The 18,176-nt window shown below is 72.6% G+C and carries 13 protein-coding genes and 1 riboswitch; of the genes, 7 read left to right on the top strand and 6 right to left on the bottom strand.

Annotation, left to right across the window (positions count from 1 at the left end):
* Positions 1–17: 17 nt before the first annotated feature.
* On the bottom strand, positions 18–1,670 hold the full coding sequence (locus AC1Q7O_RS10655) for an FMN-binding glutamate synthase family protein (protein WP_492661584.1): 1,653 nt from the start codon (positions 1,668–1,670) through the stop codon (positions 18–20).
* Between the two features lie 84 nt (positions 1,671–1,754).
* Between AC1Q7O_RS10655 and sppA the strand changes: the two genes are divergently transcribed.
* The gene (gene sppA / locus AC1Q7O_RS10660) at positions 1,755–3,635 is read left to right on the top strand and encodes a signal peptide peptidase SppA (RefSeq protein WP_492661583.1); all 1,881 of its coding nucleotides are present in this window, start codon (positions 1,755–1,757) and stop codon (positions 3,633–3,635) included.
* 22 nt (positions 3,636–3,657) lie between these two features.
* On the opposite strand, the gene AC1Q7O_RS10665 is transcribed toward sppA, so the two are convergent.
* Entirely contained in the window at positions 3,658–4,284 is a 627-nt protein-coding gene (locus tag AC1Q7O_RS10665; protein ID WP_492661582.1) for a glutathione S-transferase family protein, read from the bottom strand.
* A gap of 119 nt (positions 4,285–4,403) precedes the next feature.
* Here AC1Q7O_RS10665 and AC1Q7O_RS10670 point away from each other — a divergent pair, with 119 nt between their 5' ends.
* Positions 4,404–5,027 (top strand): DUF6515 family protein, encoded by a 624-nt coding sequence (locus AC1Q7O_RS10670; protein ID WP_492661581.1) that lies wholly within the window; start codon positions 4,404–4,406, stop codon positions 5,025–5,027.
* A 154-nt stretch (positions 5,028–5,181) separates the two neighbouring features.
* Here the strand turns inward: AC1Q7O_RS10670 and AC1Q7O_RS10675 are convergent, their stop codons facing one another.
* The 4 genes from AC1Q7O_RS10675 to AC1Q7O_RS10690 form a co-directional block, all read right to left on the bottom strand.
* Positions 5,182–6,168 carry an XdhC family protein gene (locus tag AC1Q7O_RS10675; RefSeq protein WP_492661580.1) on the bottom strand — a complete coding sequence of 329 codons (987 nt, stop codon included), beginning with the start codon at positions 6,166–6,168 and terminating at the stop codon, positions 5,182–5,184.
* Positions 6,169–6,261: 93 nt separating this feature from the next.
* Entirely contained in the window at positions 6,262–7,995 is a 1,734-nt protein-coding gene (locus tag AC1Q7O_RS10680) for a pectate lyase-like domain-containing protein (RefSeq protein ID WP_492661579.1), read from the bottom strand.
* Positions 7,996–8,068: 73 nt separating this feature from the next.
* Positions 8,069–8,605, bottom strand: coding sequence for a DUF924 family protein (locus tag AC1Q7O_RS10685; RefSeq protein WP_492661578.1), 537 nt, complete (start codon positions 8,603–8,605; stop codon positions 8,069–8,071).
* A 51-nt stretch (positions 8,606–8,656) separates the two neighbouring features.
* The gene (locus AC1Q7O_RS10690) at positions 8,657–9,571 is read right to left on the bottom strand and encodes a hypothetical protein (RefSeq protein ID WP_492661577.1); all 915 of its coding nucleotides are present in this window, start codon (positions 9,569–9,571) and stop codon (positions 8,657–8,659) included.
* A 278-nt stretch (positions 9,572–9,849) separates the two neighbouring features.
* Between AC1Q7O_RS10690 and AC1Q7O_RS10695 the strand changes: the two genes are divergently transcribed.
* The 5 genes from AC1Q7O_RS10695 to AC1Q7O_RS10715 all read left to right on the top strand — a co-directional run bounded on the left by AC1Q7O_RS10695 (position 9,850) and on the right by AC1Q7O_RS10715 (position 18,109).
* On the top strand, positions 9,850–10,926 hold the full coding sequence (locus AC1Q7O_RS10695; protein WP_492661576.1) for an acyltransferase family protein: 1,077 nt from the start codon (positions 9,850–9,852) through the stop codon (positions 10,924–10,926).
* 100 nt (positions 10,927–11,026) lie between these two features.
* On the top strand, positions 11,027–13,000 hold the full coding sequence (locus tag AC1Q7O_RS10700) for a ferritin-like domain-containing protein (protein ID WP_492661575.1): 1,974 nt from the start codon (positions 11,027–11,029) through the stop codon (positions 12,998–13,000).
* Positions 12,990–15,791 carry a PAS domain-containing hybrid sensor histidine kinase/response regulator gene (locus tag AC1Q7O_RS10705; protein ID WP_492661574.1) on the top strand — a complete coding sequence of 934 codons (2,802 nt, stop codon included), beginning with the start codon at positions 12,990–12,992 and terminating at the stop codon, positions 15,789–15,791. Before AC1Q7O_RS10700 ends, AC1Q7O_RS10705 begins: the two co-directional genes overlap by 11 nt.
* A gap of 76 nt (positions 15,792–15,867) precedes the next feature.
* Positions 15,868–15,953: riboswitch (cyclic di-GMP riboswitch) on the top strand.
* A gap of 129 nt (positions 15,954–16,082) precedes the next feature.
* Positions 16,083–17,546, top strand: a complete 1,464-nt coding sequence (locus AC1Q7O_RS10710) for a tetratricopeptide repeat protein (protein ID WP_492661573.1) — start codon at positions 16,083–16,085, stop codon at positions 17,544–17,546.
* 32 nt (positions 17,547–17,578) lie between these two features.
* A complete protein-coding gene (locus tag AC1Q7O_RS10715) occupies positions 17,579–18,109 on the top strand; it encodes a hypothetical protein (protein ID WP_492661572.1) in 531 nt (176 codons plus the stop codon).
* Positions 18,110–18,176 lie beyond the last annotated feature (67 nt).

Here is an 18,176-nt window from a genome sequence, read left to right on the forward strand (position 1 = left end):
TCCGGGCGGCACCCGAATCAGGGTGAGCGCTGGATGTTGCCCTGCGGCGCAAAGCTGTGCGCACTGGCCAGCGGCCAGTAGAGGCGGAAGGTGTTGTGCGGCATGTCGCCGCGCAGGATGGCGCCGGGCTCGACGAAGGGCAGCAGGTTGGCCAGCAGCTTGACCTCGTGCTTGTCCAGCCGGTGCACGATGTGCTGGGCCGTGATCTCCTGCGGGTGGCACAGGCCGGCGGCCTCCACCAGCTCCTTCAGCGCCTTCAGCGTGCCCTGGTGGAAGTTGGCGACGCGCTGGGCCTTGTCGGGCACGACGATGGCGCGCTGGCGCTGCGGGTCCTGCGTCGTCACACCGGTGGGGCAGTGGCCCGTGTGGCAGGCCTGGGCCTGGATGCAGCCCAGCGCGAACATGAAGCCACGGCCGGAGTTGCACCAGTCGGCGCCCAGCGCCATCAGCCGCACGAGATCGAAGGCACTGGTGACCTTGCCGGCGCAGCCGATCTTGATCTTGTCGCGCAGGTTCAGGCCCACCAGCGTGTTGTGGATGAGCAGCAGCCCCTCCTGCAGCGGCGCGCCGACGTAGTTGGTGAACTCCAGCGGCGCGGCGCCGGTGCCGCCCTCGGCGCCGTCGACGACGATGAAGTCCGGCGTGATGCCTGTCTCCAGCATGGCCTTGGCCAGCGCAAACCACTCCCAGGGGTGGCCGATGCACAGCTTGAAGCCGGTAGGCTTGCCGCCCGACAGCGTGCGCAGCTGCTCGATGAACTGCATCATCTCCACCGGCGTGGAGAACGCGCTGTGGCGCGCCGGCGAGATGCAGTCCACGCCGATGGGCACGCCGCGCGCGGCGGCGATCTCCGCCGAGACCTTGGGGCCCGGCAGCACGCCGCCATGGCCCGGCTTGGCGCCCTGGCTGAGCTTGAGCTCGATCATCTTCACCTGCGGGTCCACGGCCGCGGCCTGGAACTTCTCGGGGCTGAACGAGCCGTCGTCATTGCGGCAGCCGAAGTAGCCCGAGCCGATCTCCCAGATCAGGTCACCGCCGTGCTGGCGGTGGTGCACGCTGATGGAGCCCTCACCGGTGTCATGTGCGAAGCCACCGAGCTTCGCGCCCCGGTTCAGCGCCAGGATGGCGTTGGCCGACAGCGCGCCGAAGCTCATCGCCGAGATGTTGAACACGCTGGCCGAGTAAGGCTGCGCGCGGCTGGCGCCGATGGTGATGCGGAAGTCGTGGCTGGTGAGATGCGTGGGCGCCAGCGAGTGGTTGATCCACTCGTAGCCGCGCGCGCCGACATCCAGCTGCGTGCCGAAGGGGCGCTGGTCGGGGTCGCCCTTGGCGCGCTGGTAGACGATGGAGCGCTGCGCGCGCGAGAACGGCGCGGCATCGGTGTCGCCTTCCAGGAAGTACTGGCGGATCTCGGGCCGGATGAACTCCAGCAGGAAGCGCAGGTGGCCGATGACGGGGTAGTTGCGCAGGATGGAGTGGCGCGTCTGGCGCACGTCGCGCAGGCCCAGCAGCGACAGCGCCAGGAACAGCAGCACCAGCAGGCCGTCCGTCAGGCCGCCCATCCAGCGGATGGCGAAGAGCAGCGCCAGCAGCCCGCACAGCATCCAGGTGGCGTAGCGCAACGGGAAATGCTGGTTGAGGCGGCGCGTCCAACCGGGCCAAGCAAGCATGAGGGGTCCTCTCCACCGTGACCGACGGATGCTAGCCCGGCGCCGCTCACAATCGGCACGAGTCAACCCCTGAGGTCTGCGTCGATGAAGTCTCTTTTCTCCAAGCTCGGCTGGCTGTTCTCCAAGGCCTGGTGGCTGCTCGACGGCACGCGCCGCGCGCTGATGAACCTGGTCGTGCTGCTGCTGATCGTCATCGTCGTGACGGCACTGCTGACGCGCGGGCCGAAGCCGCTGGCCGAGAAGACGACGCTGGTCGTGAAGCTGGACGGCAACCTCGTCGAGCAGTTCTCCGGCAGCCCGCGCCAGCAGCTGATGGCGCAGGCGCAAGGCCAGAGCGTGCCGCACCAGACGCGGCTGCGTGACGTGCTGGCCGTGCTGGACCAGGCCGCCCGCGACCCGCAGGTGGGCGCCGTGCTGCTGGACGTGGAAGGCCTGCAGGGCGCCGGCCTGGCCGGCCTGCACGAGGTGGCGGCCGCGCTGCAGCGCTTCAAGCAGAGCGGCAAGCCGGTGCTGGCCTATGCCGACAACTACAGCCAGCGTGGCTACTTCCTGGCGGCGCAGGCCAACGAGGTCTACCTGCACCCAATGGGCATGGTGATGCTGGAAGGCTTCGGCCGCTACCGCACCTACTACAAGGACGCGCTGGACCGCGTGGGCGTGACGCCGCACGTCATCAAGGCCGGCACGTACAAGAACTTCGCCGAGACCTACACCGCCACCGGCCCCAGCCCGGCGACGCAGGAGGCGGAAGGCCTGGTCTACGGCGAGCTGTGGAGCGGCTTCACCGGCGCCATCGAGGCGGCGCGCAAGCTGGAGGCCGGCAGCATCGCCAAGGACATCGCCGAGCTGCCGCAGCGCCTGGCCGACGTGCAGGGCGACACGGCCCAGCTGGCGCTCAAAGCCAGGCTGGTGGACGGCCTGAAGACGCGCGACCAGATGCGCGAGCTGCTGATCGCCAAGGGTGCGAAGGACGAACCGAGCAAGAGCTTCCGCCAGGTGCAGCTGGGCGAGTACCTGGCGCATGTGAAGGACGCCGGCGCGCCGACGACGCTGCAGCCGGGCGTGGGCATCGTCGTGGCCGAGGGCGAGATCGTGGACGGCGACGCCGGCCCGGGCCGCATCGGCGGCGATTCCACGGCGCGCCTGATCCGCAAGGCGCGCGAGGACGACGCGATCAAGGCTGTCGTGCTGCGCGTGAACTCGCCGGGCGGCAGCGCGTTCGCGTCCGAGATCGTGCGCCGCGAGCTGGAGCTGACGCGCGCGGCGGGCAAGCCGGTCGTCGTGTCCATGGGCGACGTGGCGGCCTCGGGCGGCTACTGGATCGCCACCAGCAGCGACGCCGTCATCGCAGACGCCGGCACCATCACCGGCAGCATCGGCGTGTTCGGCATGTTGCCCACGGCCGAGAAGCTGCTGGACAAGCTGTCGCTGCACACCGGCGGCGTGACGACGACCTGGCTGGCTGGCGGCTACGACGTGCGCCGCCCGCTGGACCCGCGCATGCAGGCCGCCGTGCAGGCGGGCATCGACCACATCTACGCCCGCTTCACCGGCCTGGCCGCCGAGGCGCGCAAGACGACGCCGCAGAAGATCGACGCGGTGGCGCAGGGCCGCATCTGGACCGGCGCGCAGGCCAAGGAGCGCGGCCTCGTCGACCGGTTGGGCAGCCTGGACGACGCGGTGCAGACGGCCGTGAAGCTGGCCAAGCTGGAGGTCAAGGACGGCGACAAGCCGCGCCTGGCCTACGTGGAGCGCGACCTCAGCCGCAGCGAGCGGCTGCTGGCATCCCTGGGCGACGTGATGGCGCCCCCGCTGGCGCGGGCGGTGGGGCAGGCGCTGGGCCTGGATGCGCTGCCGGCGCCGGTCGTCGAGGAGCTGGCCACGCTGCGCGAGCTGGCCAAGCTGTCGGCGCAGGGCAAGTGGGAGCGCGCGGCGGTGGTGCACTGCCTGTGCGCGGCGCCCTGAGGCGCCTGCGCCGCAGGCCGGGTCAGTACACCGGGTCCGGCAGCTGTTCCTTGGCCACGACGCGCTGCGTGGCCGGCCGGTCGAACACGCGCTTCAGGTAGGCGCCCAGCGCCGGCCGCGTCTTGGCCGGGTTGGCCTGCATGCGCGTCCAGCGGCACAGCATGAAGGCCAGCGGGTCCACGGCCGTGTACTCACTGCCCAGGAACCAGTCGCCGCCGTGGCGGGCCAGGTGGGCATCCATCTGGTCCAGCATGGGCGCCACCTGCGCCTCGGCGCGGGCCTTCACCTCGGCGGCGTCGGTGGCCATGCGGTCGGGGTAGAAGTAGTGGATCAGCATGGCCTGCAGCGTGTTGGTCAGCCACACCATCCACTTGTAGTACTCGGCCCGCTCGGGGGTGCCGGGCGCCGGCGCGAAACCTGGGTGGCAGTCCGCCAGGTGCATCAGGATGGCGGCGGTCTCGTACAGCACCAGGTCGCCGTCCACCAGCGTCGGGATCAGGCCATTGGGGTTGAGCTTCAGGTAGGCCGGTGACTTGTGCTCGTTGTTGGCGCGGTCCACGACGCGCAGCGTGAACGGGACGCCCGTTTCCTCCAGCAGGATGTGCGGGGCGAAGCTGGCGTTGCTGGGAAAGTAATGCAGTTCGATCATGGCGAGACAGCGGGGCGACAGGTGAAGCGGCGAACTTTACGTGGCCGCAATGCCGGCGACGTCCACGCGGCGCAGCCTGTCGGCGTTGCCCTTTTGACCCCGGTTCCAGGTTGAAGACGATGAAGACCCTGCTCCACGCCTCCGCCGCCGCGCTGCTCGCGCTGTGCGCCGCCCTCCCCGCCCACGCCGACGTGCGCGTGCGCGCCAACATCGGCATGGTGTTCGACAACCGCTACCACCACGACCACTACTACCCCGCCCCGGGCTACGTGGCGCCGTACGTGCCGCGCGGCGCCGTCGTCGTGGGCGCGGGCCCGGGGCGCTACTGGTTCCACGGTGGCGTCTGGTACCAGCCCTACGGGCCGCGCTACCGCGTCGTGGCGCCGCCGGTGGGCGTCGTCATCCCGCTGCTGCCGCCGGCCTACGTGACGGTGACGCTGGGCGGCCTGCCCTACTACTACGCCAACGGCGTGTACTACCGCGCGGTGCCCGAAGGCTATGCCGTCGTCGCGCCGCCGCCAGAGCCGGTCGTTGCCCAGGTGCAGCCGGCACCGGCACCACCGCCGCCTAAGGCCGATCCCATCATCTACCCGCGCAACGGCCAGTCCAACGAGCAGCTGGAGAACGACCGGCGCGACTGCAACCGCTGGGCCACGACGCAGCCGAATGCGCAGGCGGACGCCAGCGTGTTCAATCGCGCCGTCGAGGCCTGCATGGACGGGCGCGGCTACACGATGAAGTAGTGAACCCCTCGCCCAGTCGCGCCCTGGAACGCAGGCGTGCCTGGTCGGCCCCCCGAGGGGGCGGCGATGCTCACGGGGCGTGCCCCGCTCGCACATCGCCAGACGGGCCGGCTTGGGGCGGCCCGGCGCTCGGCCCGCGAGGGGCACGACGGCCTCAAAGCGCGCAGCCAGCCTCGGCCTCGGCCTTGGCGCCGCCCGCGCGGTAACGAACAGCCGTCATCTCCGCCAGGATGGAGAGCGCAATCTCCGGCGGCGTGCGGGCGCCGATGTCCAGGCCCACGGGGCCGTGCAGGCGGTCCAGCTGCTCGGCGGTCAGGTCGAAGTGCTCGGCCAGCCGGGCGCGGCGCTTGGCCTGGTTGACGCGCGAGCCGATGGCCCCGACGTAGAAGGCCGGGCTCTTCAGCGCCTCCATCAGCGCGAGATCGTCGAGCTTGGGGTCGTGCGTCAGCGCAACGACGGCGGTGGCGTCGTCCACCTGGAAGGCCGTCACGACGTCGTCGGGCATGTCGCGCGTCAGCGTGGCGCCGGGCAGCGCAAAGCCGTCGGCGTACTCCTCGCGCGGGTCGCACACGGTCACGCCGTAGCCCAGCGCCTGCGCCATCTGCGCGAGGTAGTCGGTCATCTGCCCGGCGCCGATGACCAGCAGCCGCCACTGCGGGCCGTGGTGGCTGACGAGCTGCGTGTCGGTCAGCGCCAGCGTGTCGGCACCGCGCTCGGCGGGCTGCAGCGTGACGGCGCCGGTGGCCAGCTCCAGCGTGCGGCGCACGCGCTCGCCGCGGGCCAGCCGGGCCAGCAGTTCGTCCAGCGCCGACTGCGGGCCCAGCGGCTCCAGCATCAGCTCCAGCGTGCCGCCACAGGGCAGGCCGAAGCGGCGGGCCTCCTCGGCGCCGACGCCGTAGCGCAGCGGGGTGGGGCGCGCCAGCGCCAGGCTGCCGGCACGCAGCTGCGCGACGAGGTCGTCCTCGATGCAGCCGCCGGACACCGAACCGGCGATGAGCCCGTCGTCGCGCACCGCCACCAGCGAGCCCACCGGCCGCGGTGCCGAGCCCCAGGTGCGCGTGATCGTGCCCAGCACGACGCGGCGCGCCTCGGCCCGCCAGCCGGCGGCCGCGCGCAACACGCTGAGGTCGAGGTTGTCCATGGCCGCTGCCCTGCCCTTGTGCTGAAAGGCCGCGAGCGTACTCGGCAACGCCATCCGCCCGCCGGGCGCGGCGCAATGCCCCCCGCGGCGCGGTCAGGGATAGTGCTTCAGCGTGGCGGTGTTGCTGCCGCCCTGGCAGCGCGCGGCGTCGCCGGCGTCGTTGATGACATGCTCGATGCTGCCCTTGTCGACGAGGCAGACGGTGATCATGTGCTGGAAGCGCACGCCCGCCGCCCGGGGCGCCTCGATGGCGCGGTCCAGCACGACGTCGGGCTGCAGGAACACGCTGTAGATGCCCAGGCCCCAGGCCTGGTGGCGCGTCACCGTGTCGGCCACCTGGTAGGACGCGAAGCCGCGGCCGCCGGCGGCGTTGGTCCACTGGCGTTGCGTGGGCGGGTCGTACGGGATCTCGGACTGGTAGAAGTAGACCCGCCCGCCGTTGCCACGCCAGACGACCTGCTCCTGCTGGAAGTGCTCGACGAACAGGCCGTAGATGGTCACGTCCTCGCCGTCCACCACCAGACCGTGGGCTGAAGGGTTCAGCGTCCAGCTGACACCCTCGCCGTGGTCGGCGCGCCAGATCCAGGTGTGGTCCACCAGCGTGTCGTGCGCGTGGATGCGCAGTGCCGTGTGCACCTGGCCGGCGGCCGCGCCGCCGACGCGGAAGAACAGGTCGTGCAGCACCGTCGGGTCGGCCAGGTGGCGGCGCTTGCTGCCGGCCGTGCCCACCTCCATCAGCACGCCGGCGTCCTGGGCGCCCGCGTCCAGGAACAGGCCCGACACGGTCAGCCCGTCCACGTCCGCCGTCTTCACGAGCGGCACGCCGTTGTCCGAGCGCAGCGTCGGGAAGCCGATGCCCAGCACGACGGTGCCGGCGCGCTTGACCTGCAGCGTCTCGGTCAGCAGGTACTCGCCAGGCGTGAACAGCAGGTGCCGGCCGGCGGCCAGCTGCGCGTTCAGCGTGGCGGCCGTGTCGCCCGGTTTGGCGATGAAGAAGCGGGCGATGGGCAGGGTCTTGCCCGCCGTGAACGCGCCGCCGGCCCAGGAGATGCCCGCGCTGTCGCGCCGCAGCGACGGCACGCGCACCGCGAAGCCGCCGTCCTTCTCGACGAACAGGAAGGGCTTTTCGCGCACCAGCGGCGTCTTGTCGACCCGGGTGAAGCGCTGGCCCGGCGTGGGGAACTCGCCCGCCGGCGCCTGCGGCACGCCGACGAACACCATGTTCCAGTTGGAGCCCGTCCAGCGGCCCCACTCGCTGTTGCGCGAGATCCATTGCTGCTGCGTCGCCGAGTTGACCTGGCCGTCCACCCGCACGTCCGAGAACCAGCCGCCGCTGGCCCAGCCGTTGTTCTGGTTCAGCCGCATGTTGCCGCGCACGTGCATGCGCCGGAACGGGATGGCCTGGGACACGGCCCACTGCATCGTGTTGTCGCCGATGCCCAGCGTCGGCGTGACCGAGAAGTTCTCGGCGCCACGCCAGAAGTTGGTGGTGGCGTTGTCGTTGTCCAGCAGCGCCGTGGAGCGCAGGTCGCCCACCACGTGCACGTCGTCGGGGTGGCGCCCCAGGCCCAGCACCTGCGTGTAGAAGCCCACCGGGATGCGCAGGTTCTCGTAGGTACCCGGCATCAGCAGGATGGCGTCGCGGCGCGGGCCGAAGTGGTTGGGCTGCTGGGCGGCGTAGATGGCGTCGATGCGCGCCTGCAGGCCGGGCGTGGCCGGGTCCAGCAGGTGGACGTTGGGGCCGAAGTCCGGCGGCGCGGCCAGGGCCGCCATCGGCAAGGCCAGCACGGCGGAGAGGACGCGGGAGGAAACAGTCGAGCGGGACATGGCGAATGGAATCGGTTCCAATGCCCGGATTGGACCATGCCCGGCCGGCGTCGGCCTCAGCGGAATCCCGGCCTCAGAAGCTGGAGCCGGGCTGCTTCAGGAACTCGGCTTCCTCCGCCGTGGACGCGCGGCCCAGGATGGCGTTGCGGTGCGGGTAGCGGCCGAAGCGGTCGACGATTGATTTGTGCTTCAGCTCGAAGTCGTGCGTGTGCGCCGGCGCGCGGGCTTTCATCAGCGGCTCGGCCACCGCGTGGATGGCGGCTGACTCGCTGTGCATGTAGGGCATGTAGAGAAAGGCGCGCCGCTCGGTGGGCAGCGCCAGGTCGGCGCCCGCCGCGACGGCCTCCTGCGCCAGGGCCAGCGCCAGCGGGTCGGCCGAGAAGGCGTCGGGCGTGCCGCGGTGGAGGTTGCGGGCGAACTGGTCCAGCACGATGACCTCGGCCAGCCGGCCTTCGGGCGTTGCGCGCCACGCGAACAACTCGCAGCGCCGGGCCTGCGCGTGCAGCGCGCCGAAGCGGGTGCGGATCAGCGCGTCGAAGGCGGGGTCGACCGTCCACCACTGGGCGGGCTTGGTCTCGTGGAACCAGAAGTCGAGGACGGTTTGGGACATGGATTCAGGCCATGGGTTGTGCGGCGCAAGGATCATCGCCGCCCCGGGCGTTCACCATGCCAAGCTCGCCGCCACCGACCCGTAGTTCACGCCCTCCCCGTTCGGCCCGCGGCTGCGGCCGACGCCCGGCGTGATCGTCCAGCCGCTGTCGCCCGCCGCCACCGCCGCCTTGAGTTGCACGCTGCGCAGCGAGCCGCCGCCATGCAGCCGGTCCTGGCTGACCTCGCCGTTCAGCGCCACGCGCTCGCCGACGCGCCAGGTGGCGCCCAGCTGGTGGCTGCGGTCCAGCGCGGCCTCGTCGCGGTTGACGACGGACACGCGGCTGGCTCCCAGCAGCGGCACCTGGCCCAGCAGGCCGCCTGCGCCGCCGCCGGCTTGCGTGGCGGTCGTCGTGCTGCGGTACCGGTTGTGCATCGTCGCGCCGTAGACGGTCACGCGCGGCGTGACGGCCACCGCCCCGTGCACGCCCACGCCGCGGCCCGTCAGGCGCTGCGCCACCGCCGTCGGCGCGCCGCCGTTGCCGGCGGCCACCGTGCCGCGCGCGCGGGCGCTGCGCCTGGCAGCGTCCACGCCCACGTTCACGCCGTCCATCGGCTGCCAGTCCACCGACGCGGCCAGGTCGGTCTGGCGCAGCGTGCTGCCGTCGCGGCGCTGGTTGGCCGTCACGCCGGCCTGCCACTGGCGGCCGGCCACGCCGCCACCCACCGACAGCTGCCGCGGCCGGGCCGTCGTGCCGGCCGCGTCGTCGCGGCTGCGCGACCGGCCCACGCCGGCCTGCAGCCAGGCGCTGCGGCCCACCGGCAGGCTGACGGCCGCCGCCGCGCTCTGGTGGCCCGCGGCGTCGCGCTGCACGGCCAGGGTCATGGCGCGCTTGTCGGCATTGGGGGCGGCCTCGTCGGCGCGGGCTGCCACGGCCAGCAGCGCTGCGGCGAGGGCGACAAGGAAGGACGGGGGCTGGCGGCGCATGGCGGGTCTCCTGGCTGTGGGTGCGGGGCCGGTCAATCCGCCCCGCGCCTTCCGACAACGCGCGCCACGCCGCCTTCCTTCCCGCCGCAGATGTAAGCAGCCGTGCGCATCCGGTCGGCCCACAACCAGCGGACCGTCACGGCCAGGTCAGCCGGCGCACCGGTTGCAAACCGATGCAGGCCCGCCGGGCTTTCCCTGGGGCTGCGCCGGTACAATTTCACGAGTCCGGAACGACGGGCCTGCGCGAGCAGGCCCGTTCTTTTTTGCCCCGCAACACCATGTCTTCCCGCCGACTGCCGCACATCGACGTCCTGAAAGCGCTCGCCGCCCAGGTCATCGTGCTGCATCACCTCGTCAGCTACGGTCCCATCGCCCGCGCCGCGCACGACGCGCTGCCGCTGCTGGCCGGCGCCGTGCACCAGTACGGCCGCATGGCCGTGCAGGTGTTCCTCGTCGTGGGCGGCTACCTGAGTGCGCGTGGCCTGTCGCCGCGCGGCGGCGCGCTGCGGGCCGGCGTGCCGGAGTTGCTGTGGCGCCGCTACCTGCGCCTCACGCTGCCGTTCCTGGCCGCGCTGGCGCTGACGCTGGCGGCCTGCGGCCTGGTCGCGTCGTCGTGGCCCGAGCTGGTGCCGGCCGACATCGGCGCCGGCCAGCTGCTGGCCCATGCACTGCTGCTGCACGACGTGCTGGGCTTCGAGGCGCTGACCGTGGGCGCCTGGTACGTGGCCATCGACCTGCAGCTGTTCGCCTGCCTCGTGGGCCTGCTGTGGCTGGCCCGCAGCGGCTGGCGGCACCCGAGCCGGCTGCTGGTGGCGCCGCTGCTGGTGGCGGGGCTGGCGCTGGCGTCGGCCTTCGTGTTCAACCGCGACACCACGCTCGACGCCTACGCGCCCTACTTCTTCGCCGCCTACGGCCTGGGCGCGCTGGTGCACTGGCTGGGACTGTGGCGCCACCGTCGCCTGGGCTTCGTGCTGCTGGCCGTGGCCTTTGGTGCCGCACTGGCGCTGGACTGGCGCGACCGCCTGGCGCTGGCGCTGGCCACCGCGCTGTGGCTGGCCTGGGCCGAGGCGCGGCACGCGCAGGGGCGGCCGCTGCTGCCCGCCCGCTGGGGCCCGGCGCTGGCCGCCTGGTCCACGCCGTCGTATGCGCTGTTCCTGCTGCACTTCCCGGTGCTGCTGCTGACCAACGCGCTGCTGGCCAACCTCACCGACGCGTCACCCGAGACCGGGCTGATGCTGCTGGTGGTGACCTGGGCGCTGGCCAACTGGCTGGCGCTGCCTTTCCACCGCTGGGTGGAGGCGCCGGCGGCGCGGCTGGACCCGCTGGCCTGGCTGCCCCGCCTGCGCTGGGCCTGACCCGCACCGATAGGGACTGACCCACCCCCACCCTCCGCCCGGGTCCCCGCGCACGGCCTGCGTGCTAATGTTTCGCGCTGCCTGCCGGAGGAGGCATTCCATGACCAGCCCATCCACCGCCGCGCCCAGCCGCGAGCAACTGCTGCACAGCCTCTACGAGGCCGCCGAGCTGGAGCACAACCTGATGTGCACCTACCTCTACGCGGCCTTCAGCCTGAAGCAGGGCGAGGCCGAGGGCCTGCAGCCGCAGGAAGCCGAGGCCGTGGCGCGCTGGCGGCGCGAGATCATCGCCGTGGCCGTCGAGGAGATGGGCCACCTCGTCGCGGTGTGGAACATCACCGCCGCGCTGGGCGGCGCGCCGCGCATCGGGCGCGGCAACTTCCCGCTGGACCCCGGCTACCTGCCGGCACGCGTGGTCGTCAAGCTGGCGCCGTTCAGCGACGCGACGCTGCAGCACTTCATCTTCCTGGAGCGCCCCGAGGGCAGCACCGAGGCCGATGGCGACGGCTTCGCCGCCGAGCGGCTGTTCTCGCGCGGCACCGACACGCCGCGCGTGACGCCGATGGCGCGCGACTACGACACCGTGGGTCATTTCTACGCCACGCTGTCCGCCGACCTGCAGGCCTTCGTCGCCGCACATGGCGAGGCCGACAGCTTCTGTGGAGACCGCACGCTGCAGCTGGGCCCGACGGAGCTGACGCTGTGCGGCGCCCGGCCCGTGCTGTGCTCCAGAACGGCCCTCGCCGCGTTCGACGCCATCGTGCGCCAGGGCGAGGGCGCGCCCAGCGACAGCGAGACCTCGCACTACCACCGCTTCGCCGCCATCCGCACCGAGCTGGCCGCGCTGCGCGCCGCCCGCGCCGGCTTCGAGCCCGCGTGGCCCGCCGCCACCAACCCCGTGCTGCGCCGCCCGCCGCGGCCGGAAGGCCGGGTCTGGCTGGAAGACCCCGCGGCCGCCAACACCGTGGACCTCGCCAACGCCAGCTACCAGCTGATGCTGCGGCTGCTGGCGCAGGCCTACCTGCTGCCCGGCCCGTCGGCCGAGAAGAGCCTGCACGTGGACCTGGCCATCGGGCTGATGCGCGCCTTCACGCCGCTGGCCGAGCACGCGGCGCGGCTGCCCGCCGGCCCCAGCCACCCCGGCTGCCACGCCGGCGCCAGCTTCACGGCGCTGCGCGACACGGCCGCCATGCCGCCCGGCCCCGCCGCGCGCCGCTTCGTGCTGGAGCGCCTGGCCCAGCTGGCCGGCACGGCCGCCGGGCTGCACGCCGCGCTGGGCGCCGAGCGCACCGGCCGTGCCGCGGCCCAGCTGCAGACGCTGCGCGAGCGCGCCGAGCGCGGGCTGGACCTGGCCGCCCCAGTCACCCCCGCGCCGGCGCCGGCCGTTGCCGCCCCACCGCCGCCGGCGCCACCCGCCGAGACCGTGGACGGCGTCGAGATCGTGCAGGGCGAGCAGCTGGAGCTGCGCTTCGAGGCCAAACGCTGCATTCACGCGCGGCTGTGCGTGACGGGCGCGCCCAAGGTCTTCCTGGCCAACACGCCGGGCGCCTGGCTGTACCCGGACGCGATGCCCGTCGAGCGCCTCGTCGACATCGCGCACGCCTGCCCGTCCGGCGCCATCCAGGTGCGCCGCAAGGACGGTCAGCCCGACGAGGCCCCGCCGCCGGTGAACCTGCTGCAGGTGCGCGAGGCCGGCCCCTACGGCATCCGCGGCGACCTGCATCTGCGCGGCGAGCTGCTGGGCACGCGCGCCACGCTGTGCCGCTGCGGCGCCAGCAAGAACAAGCCGTTCTGCGACGGCAGCCACCACGACATTCCCTTCACCGCCACCGGCGAGCCCGCCACCGGCCTGCTGGGCCTGCCCACCGACATGCCGGCCGTCCGCGACGGCCGCATCGACATCGAGCCCGAGCCCAACGGCCCGCTGCAGCTGCGCGGCCCCGTCGAGGTGGTCAGCGGCACCGGCCGCATGGTCTGCCGCATCGCGCAGGCGCGGCTGTGCCGCTGCGGCGGCAGCGCCACCAAACCCTTCTGCGACGGAACCCACGCGAACAATGGCTTTGTTGCCCCCTGAACCCAGCGAAACCCGCGACGCGCTGCAGCGCATGGCGGCGCGCACGCTGATCTGGATCGTCGTCATCGTCGGCGCCGTGGCCGCCGGCATCGGCACCGCCGAGGCGCTGCTGCAGCTGCGCGCGCCCTGGGGCAGCCAGCGGGTGCTGGTGGGGCTGGCGCTGCTGGCCACGGGCGGCCTGGCGGCGCTGCTGTACCGCGCCGCGCTGCCGCGGCTGGCGACGACGCTGGTGCTGGGCGGCACGCTCGTCAGCCTGGTGCTGCACGCGGCCCACATCGGCCTGGGCGTGCACACGCTGATCCTTGCCGCCGGCGCGCTGCTCATCGCGCTGGCCGGCGGCGTGGCGGGCAACCGCGCAGCGGCCACGTTGGCGCTGCTCTACATGGCCGCGATTGCGGGCCTGGCCACGATGGAGTTCCAGGGCCTGCTGCCGGGGCTGAAGGCGCCGGTGCTGCCCAACCTGAAGGACCGCCTCATCGCCCACATGCTGATCGCCGTGGGCGGGCTGGCGTCGGCGCTGCTGCTCAACCGCATCCTCGGCGCGGCGCTGGCGCGCGCCATCGCCGAGGAAGCCCGCCTGGCCCGGCTGGTGCAGGCCGCGCACAACTGGGCCTGGGAGGCGGATGCGAACTTCCGCGTCCTGTCGCTGTCCGACGAGTTCGAGCCACTATCGGGCCACAAGCGCGAGGACTTCCTGAGGATGGGCCAGGCCGGCGGCGCGATGCTGGTGCGCGACGCCGACTACCACGCGCTGCTGGAGGACATCCGCGCCAAGCGCCCCTACCGCGACCGCATCAACGGCTTCCGCACGCCCGACGGCCGGCTGCTGTGGACACTGAGCTCCGGCGAGCCCCTGTTCGACGCCCAGGGCAGGCACGTGGGCTGGCGCGGCGTCAGCCACAACATCACGGGCGAGCGGCTCACGCTGCAGCAGCACCAGCGCACCGCTGACATGCTGGACCGGCTGCTGCGCGCCAGCCCCGACGCCATCTGCGTGGCGCGCATCGAGGACGGCCGCATCCGCTTCGCCAACTCCGGCTTCTGCTCGCTGGTGGGCCGCCACCGCGACGAGCTCATCGGCCGCTCCGGCCGCGAGCTGGGCCTGTGGCCCGACAGCAAGGAGCCGCGCCGCCTGGCCGCCGAACTGGCCTCAACCGGCATCGCGCGCGACTTCCGCTCCGCCATCTTGGTGCACGGCGAATGGCGCGACCTGCTGGTGTCCGCCGCGTCGCTGGACTGGGACGGCGAACCCGCGACGATGCTGATCGCGCGCGACATCACCGAGCGCGAGCGCGCCCGCATCGAGGCCGACGCCATCCTGGACCACGCCAGCGTCGGCATCGCGATGACGCGCCGCGGCCACTTCGAGCGCGTGAACCGGCACTGGCAGCAGATCTTCGGCGGCGCCGAGCCGCTGCCCGCCGAAGGCGCGCCCGGCCTGCCGGATGCCTGCGACGCGGCCGAGACGACCGACGCCGAGCACGCCTTCGAGGGCGACTACCTGCGCCCCGACGGCCAGCGCATCACCGTGCGGCTGAACGCGCGCCGCCTGCCGGCGCTGTCCGGCCGCCAGGAGACCGAAGCCGAGCACCCCACGCTGTGGGTGGCCGAGGACATCACCGAGCACCGCCGCCAGCAGCGCGAACTGCAGGCCGCCAAGCAGCAGGCCGAGACCGCCAGCCACGCCAAGAGCGCCTTCCTGGCGACGATGAGCCACGAGATCCGCACCCCGCTCAACGGCGTGCTGGGCCTGGCGCGGCTGCTGCAGCAGGGCGCGCCCGACGACATCCACCGCGACAAGTACCTCTCGCACCTCGTTGCCGCCGCCGAGTCGCTCAACGAGATCGTCTCCAACGTGCTGGACCTGTCCAAGATCGAGGCCGGCCACCTGGAGCTGGAGAAGATCGAGTTCGACCTGCACGCGCTGGCCAAGGCCAGCTTCGAGGGCTGCGCCGCGCTGGGTCGCGAACGCGGGCTGGACATGCAGCTGGACCTCTCCCCCGAGCTACCGCGGCTGGTCATCGGCGACCCGATGCGCGTGCGCCAGATCCTCGCCAACTTCCTCGTCAACGCGCTCAAGTTCACCGAGCGCGGCCACATCCGGCTCAACCTCGCACCGGCCGGGCCGGACCGCGTGCGGCTGTCGGTGCAGGACACCGGCATCGGCGTGCCACCCGACCAGCAGGCGCGGCTGTTCCGCCCGTTCGCGCAGGCGGACGACTCGACGACGCGCCGCTTCGGCGGCACGGGCCTGGGCCTGTCCATCTGCCGCGAGCTGGCCGCGCGCATGGGCGGCCACGTCGGCGTGGACAGTGACGGCCGCCACGGCTCCACGTTCTGGGCCAACCTCAGCCTGCCCACCAGCCTCACCATCGACGACACCGCCACGCGCCGGCGCATCCCCATCCCGCAGCGCTACCCGCTGGCCGGCCAGCGCCTGCTGGTGGCCGAGGACAACCCGGTCAACCGCCTCATCATCGCGGCGCTGCTGCAGCGGCTGGGTGCCGAGGTCATCGAGGCCGAGGACGGCGAGCAGGCCATCACGCTGGCCCGCGCCCAAGCCGGCCGGCTGGACGGCGTGCTGATGGACCTGCACATGCCCAAGGTCGACGGCCTGGAGGCCACGGCGCTGCTGCGCGCCGACCCCGCCACGGCCGCCCTGCCCATCCACGCCTTCACGGCCGCCGTGCTGGACCAGGAACGCCAGGCCGCGCTGGCCGCGGGCATGAACGGCTTCATCGCCAAGCCGGTGGCCGAGGCGGAGGTCATCCGCGTGCTGGGCCGGGGCTGAGCGCCCGTTGAACTTTTCACGTTCCGGCGCTGCCCGAGGCGCCAACTCGGCAAACGTGACCAATTGCATCCGCAAGAATCGCCGCCGGCACACCCGAGCGAAAGCCGGGGTCGCAAAGCTTCCGGTCTAACGCCTCCAGGCAACGACAGCGGGGCCGCATCACGTGCAGTCCAGGGGCGTCCACGCCCGCGGCTGCAACGTGCCGGCACCGCCCCACCGCCCAGCGGCGGTCAGACCCGCGACTCCCGCCCGCAACGGTTGATCCGTGCCGAGGTTTTCAAGGGAGATCCAATGTTCAGAACCCCCCTGCTCGTCGCCGTTGCGGCGGCGCTGTTCGCGGCCAACGCCCGCGCCGACGAGGCCGGCCAGCTCTACGAGGCCATGCGGGCCGGCAACTGCAAGACGGCGCTGGCGACCATGCAGGCCCGCGCCAACGCGGGCGACGGCAGCTTCCAATACACCCTCGGCCGCGCGCTGGCCAATGGCGTCTGCCTGCCGCGCAACGCCACGACGGCGGCCGGCTGGTACCGCAAGTCCGCCGACCAGGGCGTGGCCGATGCGCAGCTGGAGCTGGGCGTCGCGTTGCTGAACGGCACCGGCGTCAAGAAGGACGCGCGCCAGGCCCTCGCGTGGTGGGAGAAGGCCGCCGCCCAGGGCGAGCTGATCTCCCAGTACAACCTCGGGCTGGCCTACGAGAACGGCTGGGGCGTGCCCGTCGACCTGCAGCAGGCGACCGGCTGGCACCGCCGCGCGGCCGGGGGCGGCTATGCCGACTCGCAGCGCATGCTGGCCTTCGCGCTGCTGAACGGCGAAGGCGTCGAGAAGGACCCAGCACAGGCGGCGAGCTGGGCCCGCAAGGCCGCCGACCAGGGCGACGCGCCGGGGCAGCGGCTGCTGGGCTATTTGCTGGCCATCGGCAGCGGCGTCGACAAGGACGAGGCCCAGGCCGTCGCCTGGTACACCAAGGCCGCCCAGCAGGGCGATGCGCGCGCGCAGCGCCTGCTGGCCGTGGCCTTGTTCCAGGGCCGCGGCGCGGCCAAGGACGAGGCCCAGTCCGTGCCGTGGTTCCGCAAGGCCGCCGAACAGGGCGACCTGGAAGCGCAAAGCTGGATGGGCTATGTGCTGACCTTCGGGCGCGGCGCGGAGCGGGACGAGGCGCAGGGCGTCGCCTGGGACCGCAAGGCCGCCGAGCAGGGCGACGACCGCTCCCAGGTGCGGCTGGGCTGGGCGCTGGTGAACGGCCGCGGCGTCAAGCAGGACGAGCGCCAGGCCGTCACCTGGTTCCGCAAGAGCGCCGAGCAGGGAAGCGCCGGCGGGCAGCGTGCGCTGGGCTGGGCCATGACCGAAGGCCGCGGCACCGAGAAGGACGAGCGCCAGGGCATCACCTGGTACCGCAAGGCCGCCGAGCAGGGCAACGCCGACGCGCTGAACGACCTGGGCGTGTCGTACGAGCGCGGCCGCGGCGTGCTGCAGGACCATGCCGAGGCCGCCCGCTACTTCGAGCAGGCCGCCAAGACAGGCAACGCCTACGGCCAGCGCAACCTGGCGTTGGCGCTGCGCGAAGGGCGCGGCGTGAAGCAGGACACGGTGGCCGCCCACGCCTGGCTCAACCTCGCCGCAGCCAACGACGCCCCCCACCCCGACGCCGCCGAGGAGCGCGACGCGCTGGCCAAGAAGCTGTCGTCGCCACAGCTGCAGCAGGCGCAGCGGCTGGCGCGCGAATGGCGCGTCGGCCAGGGCCTGGGCCGCTCGTGACGCCTCGCCACCCCCATCACCGGAACCACCACATGAAATTCATCCAGCAAGCCCTGCTCACCGTCGCCCTGCTGCCCGCGCTGGCCATGGCCCAGGTGCAGGTCCTGGGCGTCGAGATCGCCGCCACGACGTCGCAGCAACTCAAGTCCAAACTGCCCGGCCAGGCGCGCCTGACCGACGGCGGCGTCAACAAGTTCAGCGGCGGGCGCCAGTTCACGACCGACGGTGCCGGCTACGGCATCGACAGCCTCAACGAAGTCACCTACATCTTCGACGCGCAGGACAAGCTGGCCGCCGTGCTGATGCAGCTGGGCAAGGAGCGCTTCGACGACCTGTTCAACACGTTGTCGGGCAAGTACAAGCTGACCGCGCAGCAGCGCCCCTTCGTCGGCAACAAGTCGGCGCGCTTCACGGCCAAGGGCGCGGTGGTCGAGCTGGACGCCCCGCACCTGAGCTTCGTCATGGACGTGCGCTACGTCCGCGACGACCTGATGAAAAGCTTCCTGGCCCAGAGCAAGGCCGAGGCGCAGCAGAAGAAGGCGGCGGAACAGAGCAAGTTCTGAGCACCGCACAATGGTGGGCACGCCGCTGCCCTCCACCGACGCCCCCGGCGCACAGCGGCGCGAGGAC

Source organism: Roseateles sp. GW823-FHT07B05 (genome assembly GCF_058794515.1).

Excerpts from the sequence above, each read along its gene's own strand:
- AC1Q7O_RS10710 (WP_492661573.1), top strand. The coding sequence starts at position 16,083 with ATGTTCAGAACCCCCCTGCTCGTCGCCGTTGCGGCGGCGCTGTTCGCG.
- AC1Q7O_RS10675 (WP_492661580.1), bottom strand. The coding sequence starts at position 6,168 with ATGGACAACCTCGACCTCAGCGTGTTGCGCGCGGCCGCCGGCTGGCGG.
- AC1Q7O_RS10655 (WP_492661584.1), bottom strand. The coding sequence starts at position 1,670 with ATGCTTGCTTGGCCCGGTTGGACGCGCCGCCTCAACCAGCATTTCCCG.
- AC1Q7O_RS10665 (WP_492661582.1), bottom strand. The coding sequence starts at position 4,284 with ATGATCGAACTGCATTACTTTCCCAGCAACGCCAGCTTCGCCCCGCAC.
- sppA (WP_492661583.1), top strand. The coding sequence starts at position 1,755 with ATGAAGTCTCTTTTCTCCAAGCTCGGCTGGCTGTTCTCCAAGGCCTGG.
- AC1Q7O_RS10690 (WP_492661577.1), bottom strand. The coding sequence starts at position 9,571 with ATGCGCCGCCAGCCCCCGTCCTTCCTTGTCGCCCTCGCCGCAGCGCTG.
- AC1Q7O_RS10700 (WP_492661575.1), top strand. The coding sequence starts at position 11,027 with ATGACCAGCCCATCCACCGCCGCGCCCAGCCGCGAGCAACTGCTGCAC.
- AC1Q7O_RS10695 (WP_492661576.1), top strand. The coding sequence starts at position 9,850 with ATGTCTTCCCGCCGACTGCCGCACATCGACGTCCTGAAAGCGCTCGCC.
- AC1Q7O_RS10715 (WP_492661572.1), top strand. The coding sequence starts at position 17,579 with ATGAAATTCATCCAGCAAGCCCTGCTCACCGTCGCCCTGCTGCCCGCG.
- AC1Q7O_RS10685 (WP_492661578.1), bottom strand. The coding sequence starts at position 8,605 with ATGTCCCAAACCGTCCTCGACTTCTGGTTCCACGAGACCAAGCCCGCC.
- AC1Q7O_RS10680 (WP_492661579.1), bottom strand. The coding sequence starts at position 7,995 with ATGTCCCGCTCGACTGTTTCCTCCCGCGTCCTCTCCGCCGTGCTGGCC.
- AC1Q7O_RS10670 (WP_492661581.1), top strand. The coding sequence starts at position 4,404 with ATGAAGACCCTGCTCCACGCCTCCGCCGCCGCGCTGCTCGCGCTGTGC.